This is a genomic window from Pseudomonas sp. SR18, from assembly GCF_023701505.1.
Classification (GTDB): domain Bacteria; phylum Pseudomonadota; class Gammaproteobacteria; order Pseudomonadales; family Pseudomonadaceae; genus Aquipseudomonas; species Aquipseudomonas cyclaminis.
Genome location: NZ_JAMQAU010000023.1, coordinates 1 through 19,313 on the forward strand (window position 1 = coordinate 1; position 19,313 = coordinate 19,313).

General features: G+C 61.7%; 16 protein-coding genes. 10 read left to right on the plus strand and 6 right to left on the minus strand.

Annotation, left to right across the window (positions count from 1 at the left end; genetic code table 11):
• Positions 1 to 206: 206 nt before the first annotated feature.
• The gene (locus NDJ82_RS25200; RefSeq protein WP_099585712.1) at positions 207 to 2,384 is read right to left on the minus strand and encodes a malate synthase G; all 2,178 of its coding nucleotides are present in this window, start codon (positions 2,382 to 2,384) and stop codon (positions 207 to 209) included.
• A 265-nt stretch (positions 2,385 to 2,649) separates the two neighbouring features.
• Here NDJ82_RS25200 and NDJ82_RS25205 point away from each other — a divergent pair, with 265 nt between their 5' ends.
• Positions 2,650 to 3,162, plus strand: a complete 513-nt coding sequence (locus tag NDJ82_RS25205; protein WP_099585711.1) for a glycine cleavage system transcriptional repressor — start codon at positions 2,650 to 2,652, stop codon at positions 3,160 to 3,162.
• 111 nt (positions 3,163 to 3,273) lie between these two features.
• Here NDJ82_RS25205 and rarD read toward each other — a convergent pair whose 3' ends face one another.
• From rarD to NDJ82_RS25230, 5 genes are all read right to left on the minus strand, one after another.
• The gene (gene rarD / locus NDJ82_RS25210) at positions 3,274 to 4,158 is read right to left on the minus strand and encodes an EamA family transporter RarD (RefSeq protein ID WP_099585710.1); all 885 of its coding nucleotides are present in this window, start codon (positions 4,156 to 4,158) and stop codon (positions 3,274 to 3,276) included.
• 22 nt (positions 4,159 to 4,180) lie between these two features.
• Positions 4,181 to 5,155, minus strand: a complete 975-nt coding sequence (locus NDJ82_RS25215) for a serine/threonine protein kinase (protein ID WP_099585709.1) — start codon at positions 5,153 to 5,155, stop codon at positions 4,181 to 4,183.
• Between the two features lie 161 nt (positions 5,156 to 5,316).
• Positions 5,317 to 7,215 (minus strand): PhoX family protein, encoded by a 1,899-nt coding sequence (locus tag NDJ82_RS25220; RefSeq protein WP_250926519.1) that lies wholly within the window; start codon positions 7,213 to 7,215, stop codon positions 5,317 to 5,319.
• A 79-nt stretch (positions 7,216 to 7,294) separates the two neighbouring features.
• A complete protein-coding gene (locus NDJ82_RS25225) occupies positions 7,295 to 8,059 on the minus strand; it encodes a TOBE domain-containing protein (RefSeq protein ID WP_158877620.1) in 765 nt (254 codons plus the stop codon).
• A 52-nt stretch (positions 8,060 to 8,111) separates the two neighbouring features.
• Entirely contained in the window at positions 8,112 to 8,849 is a 738-nt protein-coding gene (locus NDJ82_RS25230) for a ComFC family protein (protein ID WP_250926520.1), read from the minus strand.
• Positions 8,850 to 8,941: 92 nt separating this feature from the next.
• On the opposite strand from NDJ82_RS25230, the gene bioB reads away from it, so the two are divergent.
• The 9 genes from bioB to NDJ82_RS25275 all read left to right on the plus strand — a co-directional run bounded on the left by bioB (position 8,942) and on the right by NDJ82_RS25275 (position 19,298).
• Complete coding sequence (bioB, locus tag NDJ82_RS25235) at positions 8,942 to 9,997, plus strand: biotin synthase BioB (protein WP_112192592.1); 1,056 nt, start codon at positions 8,942 to 8,944, stop codon at positions 9,995 to 9,997.
• Between the two features lie 114 nt (positions 9,998 to 10,111).
• The gene (bioF, locus tag NDJ82_RS25240; protein ID WP_250926521.1) at positions 10,112 to 11,293 is read left to right on the plus strand and encodes an 8-amino-7-oxononanoate synthase; all 1,182 of its coding nucleotides are present in this window, start codon (positions 10,112 to 10,114) and stop codon (positions 11,291 to 11,293) included.
• Positions 11,286 to 12,017 (plus strand): alpha/beta fold hydrolase, encoded by a 732-nt coding sequence (locus tag NDJ82_RS25245; protein WP_250926522.1) that lies wholly within the window; start codon positions 11,286 to 11,288, stop codon positions 12,015 to 12,017. The genes bioF and NDJ82_RS25245 overlap by 8 nt, the downstream gene beginning before the upstream one ends.
• Complete coding sequence (gene bioC, locus NDJ82_RS25250) at positions 12,010 to 12,822, plus strand: malonyl-ACP O-methyltransferase BioC (protein WP_112192589.1); 813 nt, start codon at positions 12,010 to 12,012, stop codon at positions 12,820 to 12,822. Before NDJ82_RS25245 ends, bioC begins: the two co-directional genes overlap by 8 nt.
• Entirely contained in the window at positions 12,819 to 13,499 is a 681-nt protein-coding gene (bioD, locus tag NDJ82_RS25255; protein ID WP_191946826.1) for a dethiobiotin synthase, read from the plus strand. The genes bioC and bioD overlap by 4 nt, the downstream gene beginning before the upstream one ends.
• Before the next feature lie 106 nt (positions 13,500 to 13,605).
• Positions 13,606 to 13,887 (plus strand): pyrroloquinoline quinone biosynthesis protein PqqE, encoded by a 282-nt coding sequence (locus NDJ82_RS25260; protein ID WP_099585700.1) that lies wholly within the window; start codon positions 13,606 to 13,608, stop codon positions 13,885 to 13,887.
• Positions 13,888 to 14,143: 256 nt separating this feature from the next.
• Entirely contained in the window at positions 14,144 to 15,949 is a 1,806-nt protein-coding gene (locus NDJ82_RS25265) for a phenylacyl-CoA dehydrogenase (RefSeq protein ID WP_099585699.1), read from the plus strand.
• 202 nt (positions 15,950 to 16,151) lie between these two features.
• On the plus strand, positions 16,152 to 17,441 hold the full coding sequence (locus NDJ82_RS25270) for a GGDEF domain-containing protein (protein ID WP_099585698.1): 1,290 nt from the start codon (positions 16,152 to 16,154) through the stop codon (positions 17,439 to 17,441).
• 90 nt (positions 17,442 to 17,531) lie between these two features.
• Positions 17,532 to 19,298 carry an acyl-CoA dehydrogenase C-terminal domain-containing protein gene (locus NDJ82_RS25275; protein ID WP_250926523.1) on the plus strand — a complete coding sequence of 589 codons (1,767 nt, stop codon included), beginning with the start codon at positions 17,532 to 17,534 and terminating at the stop codon, positions 19,296 to 19,298.
• Positions 19,299 to 19,313 lie beyond the last annotated feature (15 nt).

Below are 19,313 nucleotides of genomic sequence, written 5' to 3' on the forward strand. Positions count from 1 at the left end.
CCATCAAAGCCACCGCGTTTTTTCAGAAAAACCAAGTTGCCTGGTTTTGGGGCTGCTGCGCAGCCCAGCGCGGGACAAGCCCGCTCACCACAGAGTTATGTATAAGCCTTTGAGAGTTGTGTAGATAGCTATGCCCCGATGAGGCCAGTCTGGTCACTACAAGCCCCAAAGAAAAAGCCCTGATCTCACGATCAGGGCTTTTTCATTTACAGGCCGTTTTTAGCCTTGAACTCCCGACGCCGACGGTGCAGCACCGGCTCGGTATACCCATTAGGCTGCTTAGTCCCTTCAATCACCAACTCCACCGCTGCCTGGAACGCGATGTTGCTGTCGAAATCCGGAGCCAGTGGGCGGTACAGCGCATCCCCGGCATTCTGACGGTCCACCACCGGCGCCATACGCTTGAGGCTTTCCATGACCTGGTCTTGGTTGACGATGCCGTGGCGCAGCCAATTGGCGATGTGCTGGCTGGAGATGCGCAGGGTGGCGCGGTCTTCCATCAGGCCCACATCATTGATGTCCGGCACTTTCGAGCAGCCGACGCCCTGGTCGATCCAACGGACCACATAACCCAGGATGCCCTGGGCGTTGTTGTCCAGCTCGTTGCGGATTTCTTCGTCGGACCAATCGGTGTTGCTGGCCAGAGGAATGGTCAGGATGTCGTCTACCGACGCACGCTCGCGCTTGGCAAGCTCGGCCTGGCGGGCGAATACATCAACCTTGTGGTAGTGCAACGCGTGCAGCGCGGCGGCGGTCGGCGAGGGCACCCAGGCGGTGTTGGCGCCGGCCAATGGGTGGGCGATTTTCTGTTCGAGCATCGCCGCCATCAGGTCGGGCATCGCCCACATGCCTTTACCGATCTGCGCACGGCCTTGCAGGCCGGTGCTCAGGCCGATATCAACGTTCCAGTTTTCGTAGGCGCCGATCCATTTTTCGGCCTTCATGGCAGCCTTGCGCACCATCGCGCCGGCTTCCATGGAGGTGTGGATTTCGTCACCGGTACGGTCGAGGAAGCCGGTGTTGATAAACACCACGCGCTCGCTGGCCGCCTTGATGCAGGCCTTGAGGTTGACCGTGGTGCGGCGCTCCTCGTCCATGATCCCGACCTTGAGGGTGTTGCGCGGCAGGTTCAGCACGTCTTCGATGCGACCGAAAAGCTCGTTGGTGAACGCAGCTTCTTCCGGGCCGTGCATCTTCGGCTTGACGATGTACACCGAACCGGTGCGGCTGTTCTTGCGGGTGTTGTTGCCGTTGAGGCTGTGGGTCGCGGCGAGGCTGGTGACCAGGCCGTCGAGGATGCCTTCCGGCACTTCGTTGCCGTCTTTATCGAGGATCGCATCGATGGTCATCAGATGACCCACGTTGCGCACGAACAACAGCGAACGGCCGTGCAGCGTCACGTCCTGGCCATCCACGCCGGTATAAACGCGGTCGGCGTTCATGGTACGGGTGAAGGTTTTTCCGCCCTTGGCCACTTCTTCGGCCAGGTCGCCCTTCATCAGGCCGAGCCAGTTGCGGTAGATCACCACTTTGTCGTCGGCATCCACCGCGGCGACGGAGTCTTCGCAGTCCATGATGGTGGTCAGCGCAGCTTCCATCAGCACATCTTTGACGCCGGCGGCATCGGTCTGGCCGACTGGGGTGCTGGCGTCGATCTGGATTTCGAAGTGCAGGCCGTTGTGTTTCAGCAGGATCGCAATCGGCTCGGCCGCAGGGCCCTGGAAACCTATCAACTGGGCATCGTCACGCAGGCCACTGTTGCTGCCGCCCTTGAGGCTGACGATCAGCGTGCCGTCGACGATCTTGTAACCGGTGGAGTCGACGTGGCTGCCGGCGCTGAGCGGCGCGGCTTCGTCAAGGAAGGCGCGGGCGAAGGCGATGACCTTGTCGCCACGCACCTTGTTGTAACCCTTGCCCTTCTCGGCGCCGTCGGCTTCGCTGATGGCGTCGGTGCCGTACAGCGCGTCGTACAGCGAACCCCAGCGCGCATTGGAGGCGTTGAGGGCGAAACGGGCGTTCATCACCGGCACCACCAACTGTGGGCCGGCCATGCGGGCGATTTCGTCATCGACGTTTTGGGTCGAGGCCTGGAAGTCTGCGGCTTCTGGCAGCAGGTATCCGATGTCTTGCAGGAAGGCTTTGTAGGCCACCGGGTCGTGGGCCTGGCCGGCGTGGGTCTGGTGCCAGGTGTCGATGCGCGCCTGGAAATCATCGCGTTTAGCGAGTAGGGCTTTGTTCTTCGGTGCCAGGTCGTGGATGACCTTGTCGGCGCCGGCCCAGAACTGGTCGGCAGTGATGCCGGTGCCGGGAATGGCTTCGTTGTTCACGAAGTCGAACAGGACTTTGGCGACCTGCAGGCCACCGACTTGAACGTGTTCAGTCATTGCTTGCCTCACTCTGCACAGCTTAAGCGCTTTTTAGATTTTCATTATGTAGTGCCAAGTTGCGCATACTACATGATGACTTGCGGTTGTGAAAATTAGACTAAATACGTCGTTTAGCGACCCACTTTGGTCGTACGGTCACAGCGGAGAACGGGATGTTCTCAAAAAACTATTGGATTGTTCCAGATAAATATAAAAATGGTACACGATTTGTTTTCGGGGACTCCCGGGTCCACCTTGTAGATTGAATTCAGAGGGCTTCGCCATGGACCATCTTGTACTCACAATTATCGCCGCCGACAAACCCGGCCTGGTCGAGCGCATCGCGCAGAACATTGCCGCCCACGGGGGCAACTGGCTGGAAAGCCGCATGGCCCACATGGCCGGGCAGTTTGCCGGGATCCTGCGGGTCAGCGTACCCGCGGAAAGCCGCCAGGCATTGTTGGGGGCGCTGGAGGACTTATCCACACATGGCATTCGCGTGCTGGTGGGTGAGGGCAGTACCGGGCAGGCCTCGGCGTCCAAGCCGATTGTGATGACATTGGTGGGCAATGACCGCTCGGGCATCGTGCGTGAGATCACGGCCCTGTTGAGCCAGCAAGGCGTGAACCTGGAGCGCTTGAGCACGGATGTGCGCCCGGCCCCCATGAGTGGCGATCCGTTGTTCAGCGCCGAAGCGTTGTTGCAGGTGCCGCCGTCGTTATCCCTGGAGCGCTTGCAGCTATCCCTGGAAACCTTGGCGGATGACTTGATGGTGGAGCTGCGCAGCGAGGAATAATCTGTCCACAAGGTTATGCATGGAAAACTTGCATGGGCCTGTGGATAACCTTGGGGTGAATGCCTGCAAGCCACGGCGGTTGTGGCTTGCAGGATGCTGTATGTTATTTGATCAGCGTTTGCGCACGGTCAGCCAGGCATCGACGCTGTAGACGACCAGGCCAGCCCAGATAAAGGCGAAGGCGAGCAGCGTGCTGGGCGCCAGGTGTTCGCCGAACAGCAGCACGGCTTCGAGCAACACCAGGGTCGGCGCAACATACTGCAAAAAGCCCAGCGCGGTGTAGGGCAGATGCCGTGCGGCGGCGTTGAAGCACACCAGCGGGATCAACGTCACCGGGCCGGCGGCGACCAGCCACCAGGCTTCAGAGGTGCTCCAGAACTCAAGCTGAGCACTGTGGGCGGTCGGGTTGAACAGCAACCACGCGACTGCAATCGGCACCAGCATCCAGGTTTCCACCACCAGCCCCGGCAGCGCTTTGACTGGCGCCTGTTTGCGGATCAGGCCATAGAAGCCAAAGGTCAGCGCCAACACCAGTGACACCCACGGCAAACTGCCCACCTGCCACACCTGTTGCGCCACACCCACAGCTGCCAGCCCGACCGCTACCCATTGCAAACGACGCAGGCGTTCGCCGAGAAGCAACATGCCGAGCAGCACATTCACCAGCGGGTTGATGTAATAACCCAGGCTCGCCTCAAGCATGCGCCCGGTGTTCACCGACCATACGTAGGTCAGCCAATTGGCCGCAATCAACGCTCCGCTCAAGGCCAGGATCGCCAGGCGCCTGGGGTTGTCGCGCAGTTCGCGGAACCAGCCGGGATGTTTCCACACCATCAACAGCAAGCCCCCGAACAGCGCCGACCACAGCACGCGGTGCACGATGATCTCGGCGGCGGGTACGCTGGCGATGGCTTTGAAGTAGAGCGGGAACAAGCCCCAGATGACATAGGCGCTGAGGCCCAGGATGTACCCCTTGCGGGGGTTGGCGGCGTGCATTGCAGAGTCCTTGTTCTAGCAGTTAAAACAGTTTCAATGGTTCTTCGTTGAGGGCTGAGAGTTGCTCGCGCAACGCCAGCACCTGATCGCCCCAATACCGCTCGCTACCGAACCACGGAAAACTGTGGGGGAACGCCGGATCGTCCCAGCGCCGTGCCAGCCAGGCGCTGTAATGCATCAGGCGCAAGGCGCGCAGCGGTTCGATCAGCGCCAATTCACGCGGGTCGAAGTCGTGGAATTCCTGATAGCCGTCCATCAATTCCGACAGTTGGCCCAGGCATTCCTGACGGTCACCGGCGAGCATCATCCACAGGTCCTGCACCGCCGGGCCCATGCGGCAGTCATCCAGGTCGACGATATGGAACATCTCGTCACGGCACATCATGTTGCCGGGGTGGCAATCGCCGTGCATGCGGATGTTCTTGTGCGGCGTGGCCTTGTAGACCTCTTCCACGCGCTTGAGCAGGTCGCGGGCCACAGACTCGTAGGCCGGCAGCAGGCTTTTGGGAATGAAATTGCCTTCAAGCAATGTGTTGAGTGAGTCGTGACCGAAGTTCTTCACGCCCAGGGCTTCGCGGTGTTCGAACGGGCGGGTGGAGCCCACCGCGTGCAAACGGCCGAGCAGTTGCCCGAGGCGATACAGTTGATCAAGGTTACCGGGCTCCGGCGCGCGGCCGCCACGGCGAGGGAACAGGGTGAAGCGGAAACCTTCGTGTTCGAACAGGCTTTCACCGTTGTGGATCAGTGGCGCGACGACCGGCACGTCGCATTCGGCCAGTTCGAAGGTGAAGCGGTGTTCTTCGAGAATCGCATCGTTGGTCCAGCGCTGGGGGCGATAGAACTTCGCGATCAGCGGTTCGCCGTCTTCGATGCCCACCTGATACACGCGGTTTTCGTAGCTGTTGAGCGCCAGGACGCGAGCATCACTGAGAAAACCGATGCTTTCGACGGCGTCGAGCACCAGATCAGGGGTGAGGGTTTCAAACGGATGGGCCATGGGAACTCCTGCGGGCAGCAGGGCGCCGCGTCCGGCCGAGTATGGTAACGCACCGGGCTTGAGATAGGGGGTGACTTAAGTATCGCCATCGGGGACAAGCCCCCTCCCACATTTGAAATGCGTTCCCATGTGGGAGGGGGCTTGCCCCCGATGGGGCCCTATCAGGCGCCGACGATCCCGCCATCATCCCTGCGAATCGCCATCACCGAAGACCGCGGCTTCCCATTCGGCAGATGCTCCGGCCACGTCGAACCGCCGGTTTCCCCCGGATGCTGGATCCCCACAAACAGCGTTTTCTGATCCGGCGAAAAGCTGATCCCCGTAACCTCGCACGCCACCGGCCCGACCATGAAACGACGGATTTCACCGGTCGCCGGGTCGGCGCAGAGCATCTGGTTATTGCCCATGCCGGCGAAGTCACCCGCGTTGCTGTAGTCGCCGTCGGTGAGGATCCACAGGCGTCCGGCCTTGTCGAAACCCAGGCCGTCGGGGCTGTTGAACATGTTCTGCGGGTTGATGTTGGACGAGCCGCCCTTGGGCTTGCCCGCGTGTACGCCGGGGTTGCCGGCCACCACAAACAAATCCCAGCTGAAGTCGGCCGCGCCGTGGTCATCGGCATTGGCTTTCCAGCGCAGGATCTGACCGTAGACGTTTTTCTCCCGTGGGTTGGGGCCGCCCACGGGTTGGCCGTCTTCGCCGCGCTTGGCGTTGTTGGTCAGGGTGCAATAGACCTGGCCGTCGGTGGGGCTGACCACGATCCATTCCGGGCGGTCCATGCGCGTGGCTTTGACCACGCTGGCGGCCAGGCGGGCATGGATCAGCACTTCGGCCTGATTGGCAAAACCGGTGCTGGCGTCGATGCCGTTTTTGCCATGGGTCAGCTCAACCCATTGGCCTTTGCCTTTTGGATGGTCGGCGTCGCCATCGCCCGCGTCGAAGATCGCCACATACAAGGTGCCGTGGTCGAGCAGGTCTTTGTTGGCCTTGGGGTTCTTGTGGTTGATCTTGTCGCGGCTGACGAACTTGTAGATGAACTCGCCGCGCTCATCGTCGCCCATGTACACAACGGCGCGGCCATCGCGGGTTTCGGCGAGGGCGGCGTTTTCGTGTTTGAAGCGGCCCAGGGCCGTGCGTTTGGCCGGGGTGGATTGCGGGTCGAACGGGTCGATTTCCACTACCCAGCCATGGCGGTTGAGTTCGTTGGGGTTCTTGGCCATGTCGAAGCGCGGGTCGTGCAGGTGCCAGTTGATCTCTTTACTGGCGGCCACTACGCCGTAGCGTTTCTGCCCGGCGTCGAAGGTTTGTTGTGGGTTGCTGCTGCCGAAGCAGTCGGTGAAGTTCTCTTCACAGGTCAGATAAGTGCCCCACGGTGTCATGCCGTTGGCGCAGTTCTGGAAGGTGCCGAGGGCTTTCTTGCCGGATTTGTCGGCGCTGGTTTTCAGCCAGTCGTGGCCGGCAGCGGGGCCGCTCAGACGGATCGGCGAGTTGCCGTGAATGCGGCGGTTGTAGCGTGAATCCTGGACGAACTGCCAGGTGTCGCCCTTGCGCCGCACTTCGATCACCGACACGCCTTCGCTGGCCTGGGCCTTGCGCACGTCTTCGGCCGATTGCGGCGCGCCGCCGTGGGCGTAGAGGTAGCGGTAGTTGGTGTATTCGTTGTTGATCGCCATCAGCGCGCGGTTGTCGTCGCCAGGGAAGGCGAACAGGCTCATGCCGTCGTTGTTGTCGCCGAATTGTTGCTCCTGGGCCTTGGCCGTGCCGTTGCCGGACGGGTCGAAGGCCGGCGCGCTCTTGTGCAGCGGCTGGCCCCAACTGATCAACACCGAGGCGCTGTAGCCCGGCGGCAAGGTGATGGTGTCGCTGGTCGCGGCGGCGATGCTGGCAAACCCCAGCAGCGGGCTGGCGGAAGCGGCATTCACGGCCAGGGCGCTGCGGCTCAACAGGTTGCCGCCCAGGAACATCGCGGCGCCGCACAAGGCGCCGGCGCCGATAAAGCGGCGGCGGGTGAGGCCAACCATCTGCTCAAGGTCGGTGGCTTGGTTTTCTTCTAATAGGCTCATCTCAGGCTCCCTGCGGTTTTTGCAGACACCATAAGGAGCGGGTGTGACGAAGTTGTTGCAGTTTGAAGAACTCTGCGGCTCAGACTGGCGTACCGAGCAATACATGACTGGGGGCGAATTGCACGTGGATCTCCCGGCCTTCGGTGGCGTCCAGGGCCTTGAGTACGTCGGGCTGCGCCAGGGCGCATAAAACCTGGCCATTGGGCAGGGCGATGCGCACTTCGCTGGGGCCGTCCTCGGCGTGGAGAATGGCGTCTACCGTACCGCTCATGCAATTGTGTCCGAGTGTTGCAGCGCTGTGCGATGCGAGCAATTCCAGCCAGCCGGCCTTGATCAGTGCGACGACTTCCACGCCAATCTCCAGCTCCAGCCGTTGCGTGCTGTCATGGGTGATTTGGGCTGTGAGGGTCAGCCCACCCGCGAGTTGCAAATGAATCAGATCATTGCGGCCGCGGCTTTCAATCGCGCTGACCTGGCCATGCAGCTGGTTGCGTGCACTGGTGCGCAGCATCAGGCGGCCCAACAGATTGAAGTCACTGGCGGCTTCGTCCGAACCCAGCACCTCGGCCTGTAACGCTTGCAGGCGTTGGTAGAGGCGCAACACCCGTTCGCCTTCGGCGGTGAGTTTGGCACCGCCACCGCCTTTGCCGCCGACACTGCGTTCTACCAGGGGTTTTTGCGCGAGGTTGTTCAGTTCATCGATGGCATCCCACGCGGCCTTGTAGCTCAAGCCAGCACTTTTGGCGGCGCGGGTGATGGAGCCCTGTTCGGCGATATGCCCCAGCAGGGCGATGCGCTGGGGGCGGCGGACGATATGTTGGCTGAGCAAAGTCGGGAGAGACATGGGCGTACGCTGTGTTGGGATGAGCGGACGTTGCGGCCGTGCGGCATGAGAGTCAAGTGCCAGGCTTGGGTGTGCGGGCCAGGCAGTACACATCCACCTGCCGCGCTCCGGCGCTGATCAACAGCCGCGCCAGGCTGTGGGCGGTAGCGCCGGTGGTGAGTACGTCGTCCACCAGCGCGAAGTGGCGGTCTTGTACCTGCGCGTCAGGGGCCAGGGCAAAGGCGTTGAGCAGGTTGCGTTTGCGGCTCTTGGCGTCGAGGTTCTGTTGCGCCAGGGTTTCATGGGGGCGCAACAACACGTGTTCATTGCAGGGGATAGTCAGGTCGGCGCTGAGCCAGCGCGCCAGCATCAGCGCCTGGTTATAACCGCGCTCGCGCAGGCGCTGGCTCGCCATGGGCACCGGCAGCAGTGCGTCCGGGCGAATGAGTTCGTGGTTGTCGAAGCGATGTTGCAGGTGTTTTCCCAGTAAATGCCCCAGCAGATGCCCGAGTGGCCAGCGTGCCTGGTGCTTGAAGCGGCTGATCAGGGTGTCCACGGGAAAGCTGTAGGTCCAGGGCGCGATGACTTGTTTAAAGGCGGGCGGTTGTTTGAGGCATTGGCCGCAGACCAACCCGTCCATCGCCAGGGGCAGCGCGCAGGTTTCGCAATGCTCCATCAGCCAAGGCAGCTCGGTTTCGCAGACGTTGCACACACAATCGGCTGTTTCTGTGGCTTCGTCGCAGAGTAAGCAGGTTTGTGTGTTTTTTGACCAGATGTAAACTTGGTGTTTGTACCCAGGTTGACAGTGCATGGATCTTCCTTAAATATGCCGAGCATCCGTGTCGCGCCTGTGGGTATTACCTTTCCCGCAGCGAGAGCCCAAGCATAATCAAGGAATCGCCCATGAGCGCCAGCATCACCGCCACCTTGCGTCACGATTGGTCCCTGGCCGAAGTCAAAGCACTGTTCGTGCAGCCGTTCAACGACCTCTTGTTCCAGGCGCAGACCGTACACCGTGCGCATTTCGACGCGAACCGTGTACAGGTGTCGACCCTGCTGTCGATCAAGACCGGCGCCTGCCCGGAAGATTGCAAATATTGTCCGCAGTCGGGCCACTACAACACGGGCCTCGAAAAAGAAAAGCTGATGGAGGTGCAGAAGGTCCTCGAAGAGGCCGCTCGCGCCAAGGCCATCGGTTCGACCCGCTTCTGCATGGGCGCCGCCTGGAAACACCCGTCGGCCAAAGACATGCCGTACGTGCTGCAGATGGTCAAGGGCGTGAAAGCCATGGGCCTGGAAACCTGCATGACCCTCGGCCGTCTCGACCAGGACCAGACCGAAGCCCTGGCCCAGGCCGGCCTCGACTACTACAACCACAACCTGGATACCTCGCCGGAGTTCTACGGCAGCATCATCACGACCCGCACCTACAGCGAGCGCCTGCAAACCCTGGCCTATGTGCGTGACTCGGGGATGAAGATCTGTTCCGGCGGCATCCTCGGCATGGGCGAGTCCCTCGACGACCGCGCCAACCTGCTGATCCAGTTGGCCAACCTGCCGGAGCATCCGGAGTCGGTGCCGATCAACATGCTGGTGAAAGTGGCCGGTACGCCGTTGGAAAACGCCGAAGATATCGACCCGTTCGACTTCATCCGCATGCTCGCCGTGGCGCGCATCCTGATGCCGCAGTCCCACGTGCGCCTGTCGGCCGGTCGTGAAGCCATGAACGAGCAGATGCAGGCCCTGGCGTTTTTCGCCGGCGCCAACTCGATCTTCTACGGCGACAAACTGCTGACCACTGCCAACCCGCAGGCCGACAAGGACATGCAACTGTTCTCGCGCCTGGGCATCCTGCCGGAAGCCCGTGAAGAGCACGCCGATGAAGTGCATCAGGCGGCGATCGAGCAGGCATTGGTGGAGCAGAAGAGCAGCGAGCAGTTCTACAACGCTGCTGTTTGATTCGGACCCTGTAGGAGCCGGCTTGCTGTGGTGAGCAGGCTTGTCCTGCGCGGGGTTGCGAAGCAGCTCCTCCGACATTCTCGACTGAGTTAATCCTGTTAAACCGAGGCCAGCATGTCTTTCGATCTCTCTGCGCGCCTCGCTGCCCGCCGTGCCGAACACCTTTACCGCCAACGCCCATTGCTGGCGAGCCCTCAAGGCCCTGAAGTGGTGGTCGACGGCCAACCGTTGCTCGCCTTCTGCAATAACGACTACCTGGGCCTGGCCAATCACCCGCAAGTGATCGAAGCCTGGCGCGCCGGTGCTTCCCGTTGGGGCGTGGGCGGTGGCGCGTCGCACCTGGTGGTCGGGCATGCCACGCCGCACCATGAGCTGGAAGAGGCGCTGGCTGACCTGACCGGTCGCCCGCGTGCGCTGCTGTTTACCACCGGCTACATGGCCAATATGGGCGCGGTCACGGCGTTGGTGGGGCAGGGCGACACGGTGCTGCAAGATCGGCTCAATCACGCGTCGTTGCTGGATGCGGGCTTACTGTCCGGGGCGCGCTTCAATCGCTATCTGCACAACGACGCGGCCAGCCTGGCCAAGCGCCTGGAGAAAGCCACCGGCAACACGTTGGTAGTCACCGATGGCGTGTTCAGCATGGACGGCGATTTGGCTGACTTGCCCGCCCTGGCCCGTGAAGCCAAGGCCAGAGGCGCCTGGCTGATGGTCGACGACGCCCATGGGTTCGGCCCGCTGGGCGCCAACGGCGCAGGCATCGTCGAGCATTTCGGCTTGAGCCAGGAAGACGTGCCCGTATTGGTCGGCACCCTGGGCAAAGCCTTCGGTACCGCCGGCGCGTTTGTGGCGGGCAGTGAAGATTTGATCGAAAGCCTGATCCAGTTTGCTCGCCCCTATATCTACACCACCAGCCAACCACCGGCGCTGGCCTGCGCCACGTTGAAAAGCCTGGAATTGCTGCGCACCGAGCATTGGCGGCGTGAACACCTCAGCGGCCTGATCCGTCAGTTCCGCCACGGCGCCGAGCAGCTTGGCCTGGACTTGATGGACAGCTTTACACCGATCCAGCCGATCCTGATCGGCGACAGCGCCAGGGCCGTGCGTTTGTCCCGGATGCTGCGCGAGCGTGGCCTGATGGTCACCGCGATCCGCCCGCCCACCGTGCCCGTCGGCAGCGCCCGTTTGCGCGTGACATTGACGGCGGCCCACAGCGAGGCGCAGGTGCAGCTATTGTTAAGCGCATTGGAAGAGTGTTTCCGCTTGCCAGGCGCCCTGGAGCCCGACCATGCGTGATCGACTGATATTGCTGCCCGGCTGGGGCCTTGGCGTATCGCCGCTGGAACCATTGGCCGCCGCATTGCGTGGGCTGGACGAGCATCTGCACGTACAGATCGAGCCGTTGCCGGCGCTGGACGCCAGCGATCTCTGCGAATGGTTGGATGAACTCGACGCCACCTTGCCGGACAACACCTGGCTCGGCGGTTGGTCGCTGGGCGGCATGCTGGCCTCTGAATTGGCGGCGCGACGCGGTGAACGCTGCTGTGGCTTGCTGACCCTGGCGAGCAACCCGTGTTTTGTCGCCCACGACAGTTGGCCGAGTGCGATGCCCGCCGAGACCTTCGATGCGTTTCTCGCCGGGTGCCACGCGGACTCCCAGGTCACGCTCAAGCGCTTCGGCCTGTTGTGTGCCAAGGGCGCCGAAGAGCCTCGCGGGCTCGCGCGGTTGTTGGTCAGCGGCGCGCCGAATACGCCGTCCGCCATTTTGATGACCGGTCTTGAACTGCTTGCGCAACTGGACACCCGCGAAGCCTTGCTGGCCTATCGCGGCCCGCAGTTGCATCTGTTTGCCGGTATGGACGGCTTGGTGCCCGCCGAAGCCGCCAGCGACCTGCTGGCGCTGCTGCCCGATGTTGAAATCGGCCTGATTGAACAGGCCGGTCACGCGTTTCTTCTGGAAGACCCCCACGGCGTAGCGGGGGCCATCCAGGCTTTTTTGCATGAGTGTGTTGATGACTGATCTATCCCACCCCCCTCTGCCGGGTGCCTTGCCAGACAAGCGCCAGGTGGCGGCGTCGTTTTCCCGTGCGGCGGCCAGTTACGACAGCGTCGCCGAGTTGCAGCGCGCTGTGGGGCACGCGTTGCTGTCCCGCCTGCCGTCAGCCTGTGCGCCACGTCGTTGGCTGGATATGGGATGTGGTACGGGGTATTTCAGTCGCGTGCTGGGGGATTTATTGCCCGCCAGTCAGGGCGTGGCCCTGGATATCGCCGAAGGTATGCTCAACCATGCGCGGCCCTTGGGTGGCGCGCAGCACTTCATCGCGGGGGATGCCGAACGCTTGCCGCTGAACGCCGAGCGCTTTGAGCTGATCTTCTCCAGCCTTGCGGTGCAATGGTGTGCGAACTTCGATGCGGTGCTCAGCGAGGCCCATCGCGTGCTGCAACCGGGCGGGGTGTTGGCGTTTGCCAGTTTGTGCGTGGGCACATTGGATGAACTGCGCGAAAGCTGGCGCGCCGCCGATGGCCTGGTGCACGTCAATCGCTTCCGCACCTTCGAGGCTTACCAGCAACTGTGCGCGGCCAGCGGTTTGCGCGTGGTCAGCCTGGAGCGCCAGCCCCATGTGCTGCATTACCCGGATGTACGCAGCCTGACCCATGAATTGAAGGCCCTCGGTGCACACAACCTCAACCCCGGCCGCCCCGGCGGGCTGACCGGCCGGGCGCGGATTGTGGCACTGGTCGAGGCTTATGAGCGGTTCCGCCAGGCCCAGGGCCTGCCGGCGACTTATCAAGTGGTGTATGCCGTACTGGAGAAACCTCAATGAGCGTCGCTTATTTCATTACGGGCACCGACACCGATGTCGGCAAGACCACCGTCGCCGCCGGCCTCCTGCATGCCGCCCGCCAAGCCGGCAAAAGCACCGCCGCCGGTAAACCCGTGGCCTCCGGTTGTGCCGTGACCCCCAACGGCCTGCGCAATGCCGATGCCCTGGCGCTGCTGGCCGAATGCTCATTGCCGTTGAGTTATGCCGAGGTCAATCCGGTGGCGTTCGAACCGGCCATAGCCCCTCATCTGGCGGCGCGGGAGGCCGGTGTTTCGCTGACGGTGCAATCGCTGCTCAAGCCCATGCAGCAGGTTCTGGCGCGGCAAGCGGATTTCACCTTGATCGAGGGCGCGGGCGGCTGGCGCGTGCCGCTGGCTGACCAGGCCAATCTGTCGGACCTGGCCATCGCGCTCAAACTGCCGGTGATCCTGGTGGTGGGCGTGCGTCTGGGCTGTATCAGCCATGCCTTGCTCACCGCCGAAGCCATCGCACGGGACGGTTTGGCGCTGGCGGGTTGGGTCGCGAACATCATCGACCCCAAGACCTCCCGCCTGGAGGAAAACCTCGCCACCTTGGCCGAACGGTTGCCCGCACCGTGCCTGGGGCGCGTGCCCAAACTCAAGCATGCCGGCGCCGAAGCCGTGGCGGAATACTTGCAGTTGGACTTGCTTGACTGATTTTGGCTATCGGTAAGGCATTGTGCTATTAGTGTTTTTGACGGGCGTTTTGCCACGTTCTCTGCTTCAATCAGCGTTCACGATTCTCTAAAGGCAGGCTTACGCCATGGAAATCTCTGGAAGCAGCGCGTTTTACTCGGGCCTGAATACCATTCAGTCCGGGCAAAGCCGTGTCGACCAGGCCGCTGGCAAGATCGCCAGTGCAGCCACCAGCCAACCTTCGGATGCCCAGAATGATCGCTTGCAGGCGGTCAACCGTGGCCAGCCGACCAACTCCGCCAGCAATATGGTGGAACTGGCCGAAGGCAAGTTTCAGGTGGAGCTGGGCGTCAAAGTCGCCAAGGCTTCCGACGAAATGCTCGGTACTCTGATCGACACCTACGCCTGATCTAAAAGTGTGGGAGGGGGGCAAGCCCCTTCCCACATTTGCCCTGTTTTATCCTGAGCCCTCTCTACACTCTCTTTGATGTGGCATCTCGCCGCAGGCCTTGTTGCGCCTGGGTTGATCCACGTCATGACAAACGGCGCTTGGACGACGCTTGACATCCCCAGGTCGTAAACGTATGTTTCAAACACCTGTTTGACCGCCACAACACATTCCACGCGGTTGTTCATTCCAGCTACATCAGCAGAGGTTTATCGCTATGCCTGACTACAAGGCCCCCTTGCGTGATATTCGCTTCGTTCGTGACGAACTGCTCGGTTATGAAGCGCACTATCAGAGCCTGCCGGCTTGCCAGGACGCTACTCCGGACATGGTTGACGCCATCCTTGAAGAGGGCGCCAAGTTCTGTGAACAAGTGCTGGCACCGCTGAACCGCGTGGGCGACATCGAAGGGTGCACCTGGAGTGAGTCAGGCGTTAAGACGCCGACGGGTTTCAAAGAAGCCTACAAGCAATTCGTCGAAGGCGGCTGGCCTAGCCTGGCCCACGACGTGGAACACGGCGGCCAAGGCCTGCCGGAATCCCTGGGCCTGGCGGTGAGTGAAATGGTTGGCGCCGCCAACTGGTCGTGGGGCATGTACCCAGGCCTGTCCCACGGTGCGATGAACACCATCTCTGAGCACGGCACCCCTGAACAGCAAGACGCTTACCTGACCAAACTGGTATCGGGCGAATGGACCGGCACCATGTGCCTGACCGAGCCACACTGCGGCACCGACCTGGGCATGCTGCGTACCAAGGCCGAGCCTCAGGCCGACGGTTCCTACAAAGTCTCCGGCACCAAGATCTTCATCTCGGCCGGTGAGCACGACATGGCCGACAACATCGTCCACATCGTACTGGCCCGCCTGCCGGACGCGCCGGCCGGCACCAAAGGTATCTCGCTGTTTATCGTGCCGAAGTTCCTGCCCAACGCCGACGGTTCGGTGGGTGAGCGCAACGCGGTGTCCTGTGGCTCCCTGGAACACAAGATGGGCATCCACGGCAACGCCACCTGCGTGATGAACTTCGATGCGGCCACCGGTTTCCTGATCGGCCCGGCGAACAAAGGCCTGAACTGCATGTTCACCTTTATGAACACCGCGCGCCTGGGCACCGCACTGCAAGGCCTGTCCCACGCCGAGATCGGCTTCCAGGGCGGCCTGAAATACGCTCGCGATCGCCTGCAAATGCGCTCCCTGACCGGCCCGAAAGCACCGGACAAGGCTGCTGACCCGATCATCGTGCATCCCGACGTGCGCCGCATGCTGCTGACCATGAAAGCCTTCGCTGAAGGCAACCGTGCGATGGTGTACTTCACCGCCAAGCAAGTGGACATCGTCAAGTACGGCACCGACGACGAAGCCAAGAAACAGGCCGACGGCCTGCTGGCCTTCATGACCCCAATCGCCAAGGCGTTCATGACCGAAGTCGGCTTTGAAGCGGCTAACCATGGCGTGCAGATCTACGGCGGCCACGGCTTCATCGCCGAGTGGGGCATGGAGCAGAACGTTCGCGACAGCCGCATTTCGATGTTGTACGAAGGCACCACCGGTATCCAGGCGCTGGACCTGCTCGGCCGTAAAGTGCTGATGACCCAGGGCGAAGCGCTCAAGGGCTTCACCAAGATCGTGCATAAGTTCTGCCAGGCCAACGAAGGCAACGCCGCCGTTCAGGAGTTCGTGACACCGCTGGCTGCACTGAACAAAGAGTGGGGCGAGTTGACCATGAAGGTCGGCATGGCCGCGATGAAAGACCGTGAAGAAGTCGGCGCCGCCTCGGTGGATTACCTGATGTACTCCGGTTACGCGTGCCTGGCTTACTTCTGGGCCGACATGGCCCGCTTGGCGGCTGAAAAACTGGCTGCCGGCACCACCGAAGAGGCCTTCTACACCGCCAAGCTGCAGACCGCGCGCTTCTACTTCCAGCGCATCCTGCCGCGTACTCTGGCGCACAAGGCAACCATGCTGTCGGGCGCCAACAACCTGATGGACATGAAAGAGGAAGACTTCGGCCTGGCTTACTAAGCCTCACCGGGTTTACCTGAAACCGCCGCTTCCTTTGGGAGCGGCGGTTTTTTTTGGAGGATAAAAAACACAGCACAGCGCTCAGGGATTGCCGCTGGCTGCCGTTACAGTGATGGCAATGTGATACATGGCAGGCAGGGTGTGCTTAACTGTTCCGTCCAAGGCACATTGCCATCATTTTTTGCGGGTCGGAGTTTTACCCTTGTCACGCGTGTCCGCTGTACGTTTCAGTCATTTTCTACCTTCGTTGCTGCTCTTGCTGGCCGGGCTCTCGGCTGCGTACGTCAAGGACCTCAACGTCTTCTTCACATCACTGTTCAACGTGTTGCCCACCTTGGTGCTGTTGCTCGGCGGTTCGTACTGCGCAGTTTATCGGCGCCAGCGTGAGCTGTTTTTGATGATCACCGTGTACATCGCCTACTTCCTGCTCGATACCCAAACCGATTTCTATCGCGACAACGGCCGCGTGCGCGAAGACGCGGCGGTGGTGTTTCATCTGTGTTGCCTGTTGTTGCCGCTGCTGTTCAGCATCTACGCGCTGTGGCAGGAGAAAACTCATTTGTTCCGCGACTTCGTGGCCCGCTGCGCCGTGTTGCTGGCCATCGGCAGTGTGGCGCTGGCCCTGGAACAGAGTTTTCCGCAGGCGGTGCTGAACTGGCTGGCAGAGATTCGCTGGCCGGCGCTGCACGGCACTTGGATGAGCCTGATCCAGTTGTCGTATCCGATGTTCCTGATCGGTTTTCTCACCCTCGCCGCACAGTACTGGTACCAACCGCGCCCGCTGCATGCGGCGCAATTGGTCGGGCTGCTGGGGCTGTTCTGGATGTTGCCGAAGACCTTCATCCTGCCGTTTACCCTGAACATCATGTGTAGCCAGGTGATGCTGATGATTGCTGCGGGCGTGGCCCACGAGGCTTATCAAATGGCGTTCCGCGATGAACTGACCGGCCTGCCGGGGCGCCGCGCCCTCAACGAACGCATGCAACGGCTGGGGCGCAACTATGTGCTGGCAATGACCGACGTCGATCACTTCAAACGCTTCAACGATACCCATGGTCACGACGTGGGTGACCAAGTGCTGCGTCTGGTGGCGAGCAAGCTGTCCAAGGTCAACGGCGGCGGGCGTGCCTATCGCTATGGCGGCGAGGAGTTCGCCGTGGTATTTGCCGGCAAGACCCTCGATGAGTGCATGCCGCACTTGGAAGAAATCCGCGAAATTGTCGCCAACTACGACATCAAGCTACGCAACGCGGACCGCCCTCATGACGATCAGCAAGGCCGTCAGCGCCGGGCGGGCAGCGGCGCGACGAGTGTGTCGGTGACCGTCAGCATCGGCGTGGCCGAGCGCCAGGCCGAGCAGCGCACGCCGGAAGAAGTCCTCAAGTCTGCCGACCAGGCACTCTATGCCGCCAAGGGCGCGGGGCGTAACTGTGTGATTGCCGCCGGGCAGACCCGCCGTGGCGCAGTGCGCATGGAAAGCGCTACCGGTTGAGTAATGGCGCTGTATTCAGCGGTTCTACAGTGATTGTTTGCGGCGTTCGCCGGCAGTAGGTTGAGACTATCTGCTGCCGGAGACATGACCATGCCTGAGTACAAAGCTCCCCTGCGCGACATGCGCTTTCTGATTGACAACGTGTTCGATTTCCACGGCCACTACGCCGCGCTGGGCGCAACCGACGCCAGCCCGGACATGGTCAGCGCGATCCTCGAAGAAGGCGCCAGATTCTGCGAGAACGTGCTCTCGCCGCTCAACCGCAGCGGCGATGAAGAGGGCTGCCATTTCGATAATGGCGTCGTCACCACGCCCAAGGGGTTCAAGGAGGCCTTCGCCCAGTACGTCGAAGGCGGCTGGCACGGTGTGGCGGCAGACCCGGCCTACGGTGGCCAAGGCTTGCCGCAATCCCTGGGTCTGGTGCTCAGTGAGATGATCGGCTCCAGCAATACCTCCTGGGGTATGTACCCCGGGCTGACCCACGGCGCCATGTCGGCGATCCACGCCCACGGCACCCCTGAGCAGAAAGACACCTTCCTGAGCAAACTCACGGCCGGCGAATGGACCGGCACCATGTGCCTCACCGAAGCCCATTGCGGCACCGACCTCGGCCTGATCAAGACTCGCGCCGTGCCACAGGCGGACGGCAGTTATGCAGTCACCGGCAGCAAAATCTTCATCTCGGCCGGCGAGCACGACATGAGCGCCAACATCATCCACTTGGTGTTGGCCAAACTGCCGGACGCGCCGGCGGGCACCAAGGGCATCTCGCTGTTTATCGTGCCCAAGTTCCACGCCGATTCCGGCGAACGCAACGCGGTGCACTGCGGGTCCATCGAGCACAAGATGGGCATCAAGGCCTCGGCCACCTGCGTGCTGAACTTCGACGGTGCCAAGGGCTTTTTGATTGGCGAGGCCAACAAAGGCCTCAACTGCATGTTCACCATGATGAACCACGCGCGGCTGGGCACCGGCATGCAAGGCCTGTGCAACGGCGAGGCAAGTTTCCAGGGCGCGATCAAATACGCCAACGACCGCCTGCAAATGCGCTCGCTCACCGGCGCCAAGGCTCCGGACAAGGCCGCCGATCCGATCATCGTGCACCCCGATGTGCGCCGCATGCTGCTGACCATGAAAGCCTTCAACGAAGGCAACCGCGCACTGACCTACTTCACCGCGCAATTGCTCGACACTGCGCACATGAGCAGCGACGCCGCTCAACGCCAGGACGCTGAAGACCTGTTGGCGTTTCTCACGCCCATCTGCAAGGCGTTTATGACCGACACCGGGCTGGAAGTGACCAACCACGGCATGCAGGTGTTTGGTGGTCACGGCTACATTCGTGAGTGGGGCATGGAACAACTGGCCCGCGATGCGCGGATTGCGCCGATCTATGAAGGCACCAACGGCATCCAGGCGCTCGACCTGCTGGGCCGCAAGGTATTGGGCAGCCAGGGCAAGTTGCTGCGCGGCTTCACCAAAATTGTGCATAAGTTCTGCGCCGCGAATGCTGAACATCCGCAGTTCAAGGCCTTTGTGGCGCAGCTCAATCAATTGAACGGAGAGTGGGGCGAACTGACCACCCAGGTCGGCATGGCCGCGATGAAAAATCCTGACGAAGTGGGCGCCGCTGCCGTGGATTACTTGATGTACAGCGGTTACATCATCCTCGCCTACCTGTGGCTGCGCATGGCGATCGCGGCGCAGGCCCATGACGATGTCGAGTTTGCCAAGGCCAAGCTGGCCACGTGCGAGTTCTACTTCAAGCGCCTGCTACCGCGTACTGCAACCCACCGTGCAGCGGTGGAAGCGGGCAGCGAATGCCTGATGAGTCTGCCGGCGGAGGCGTTTGCTTAGTAATGACTTAAAAAT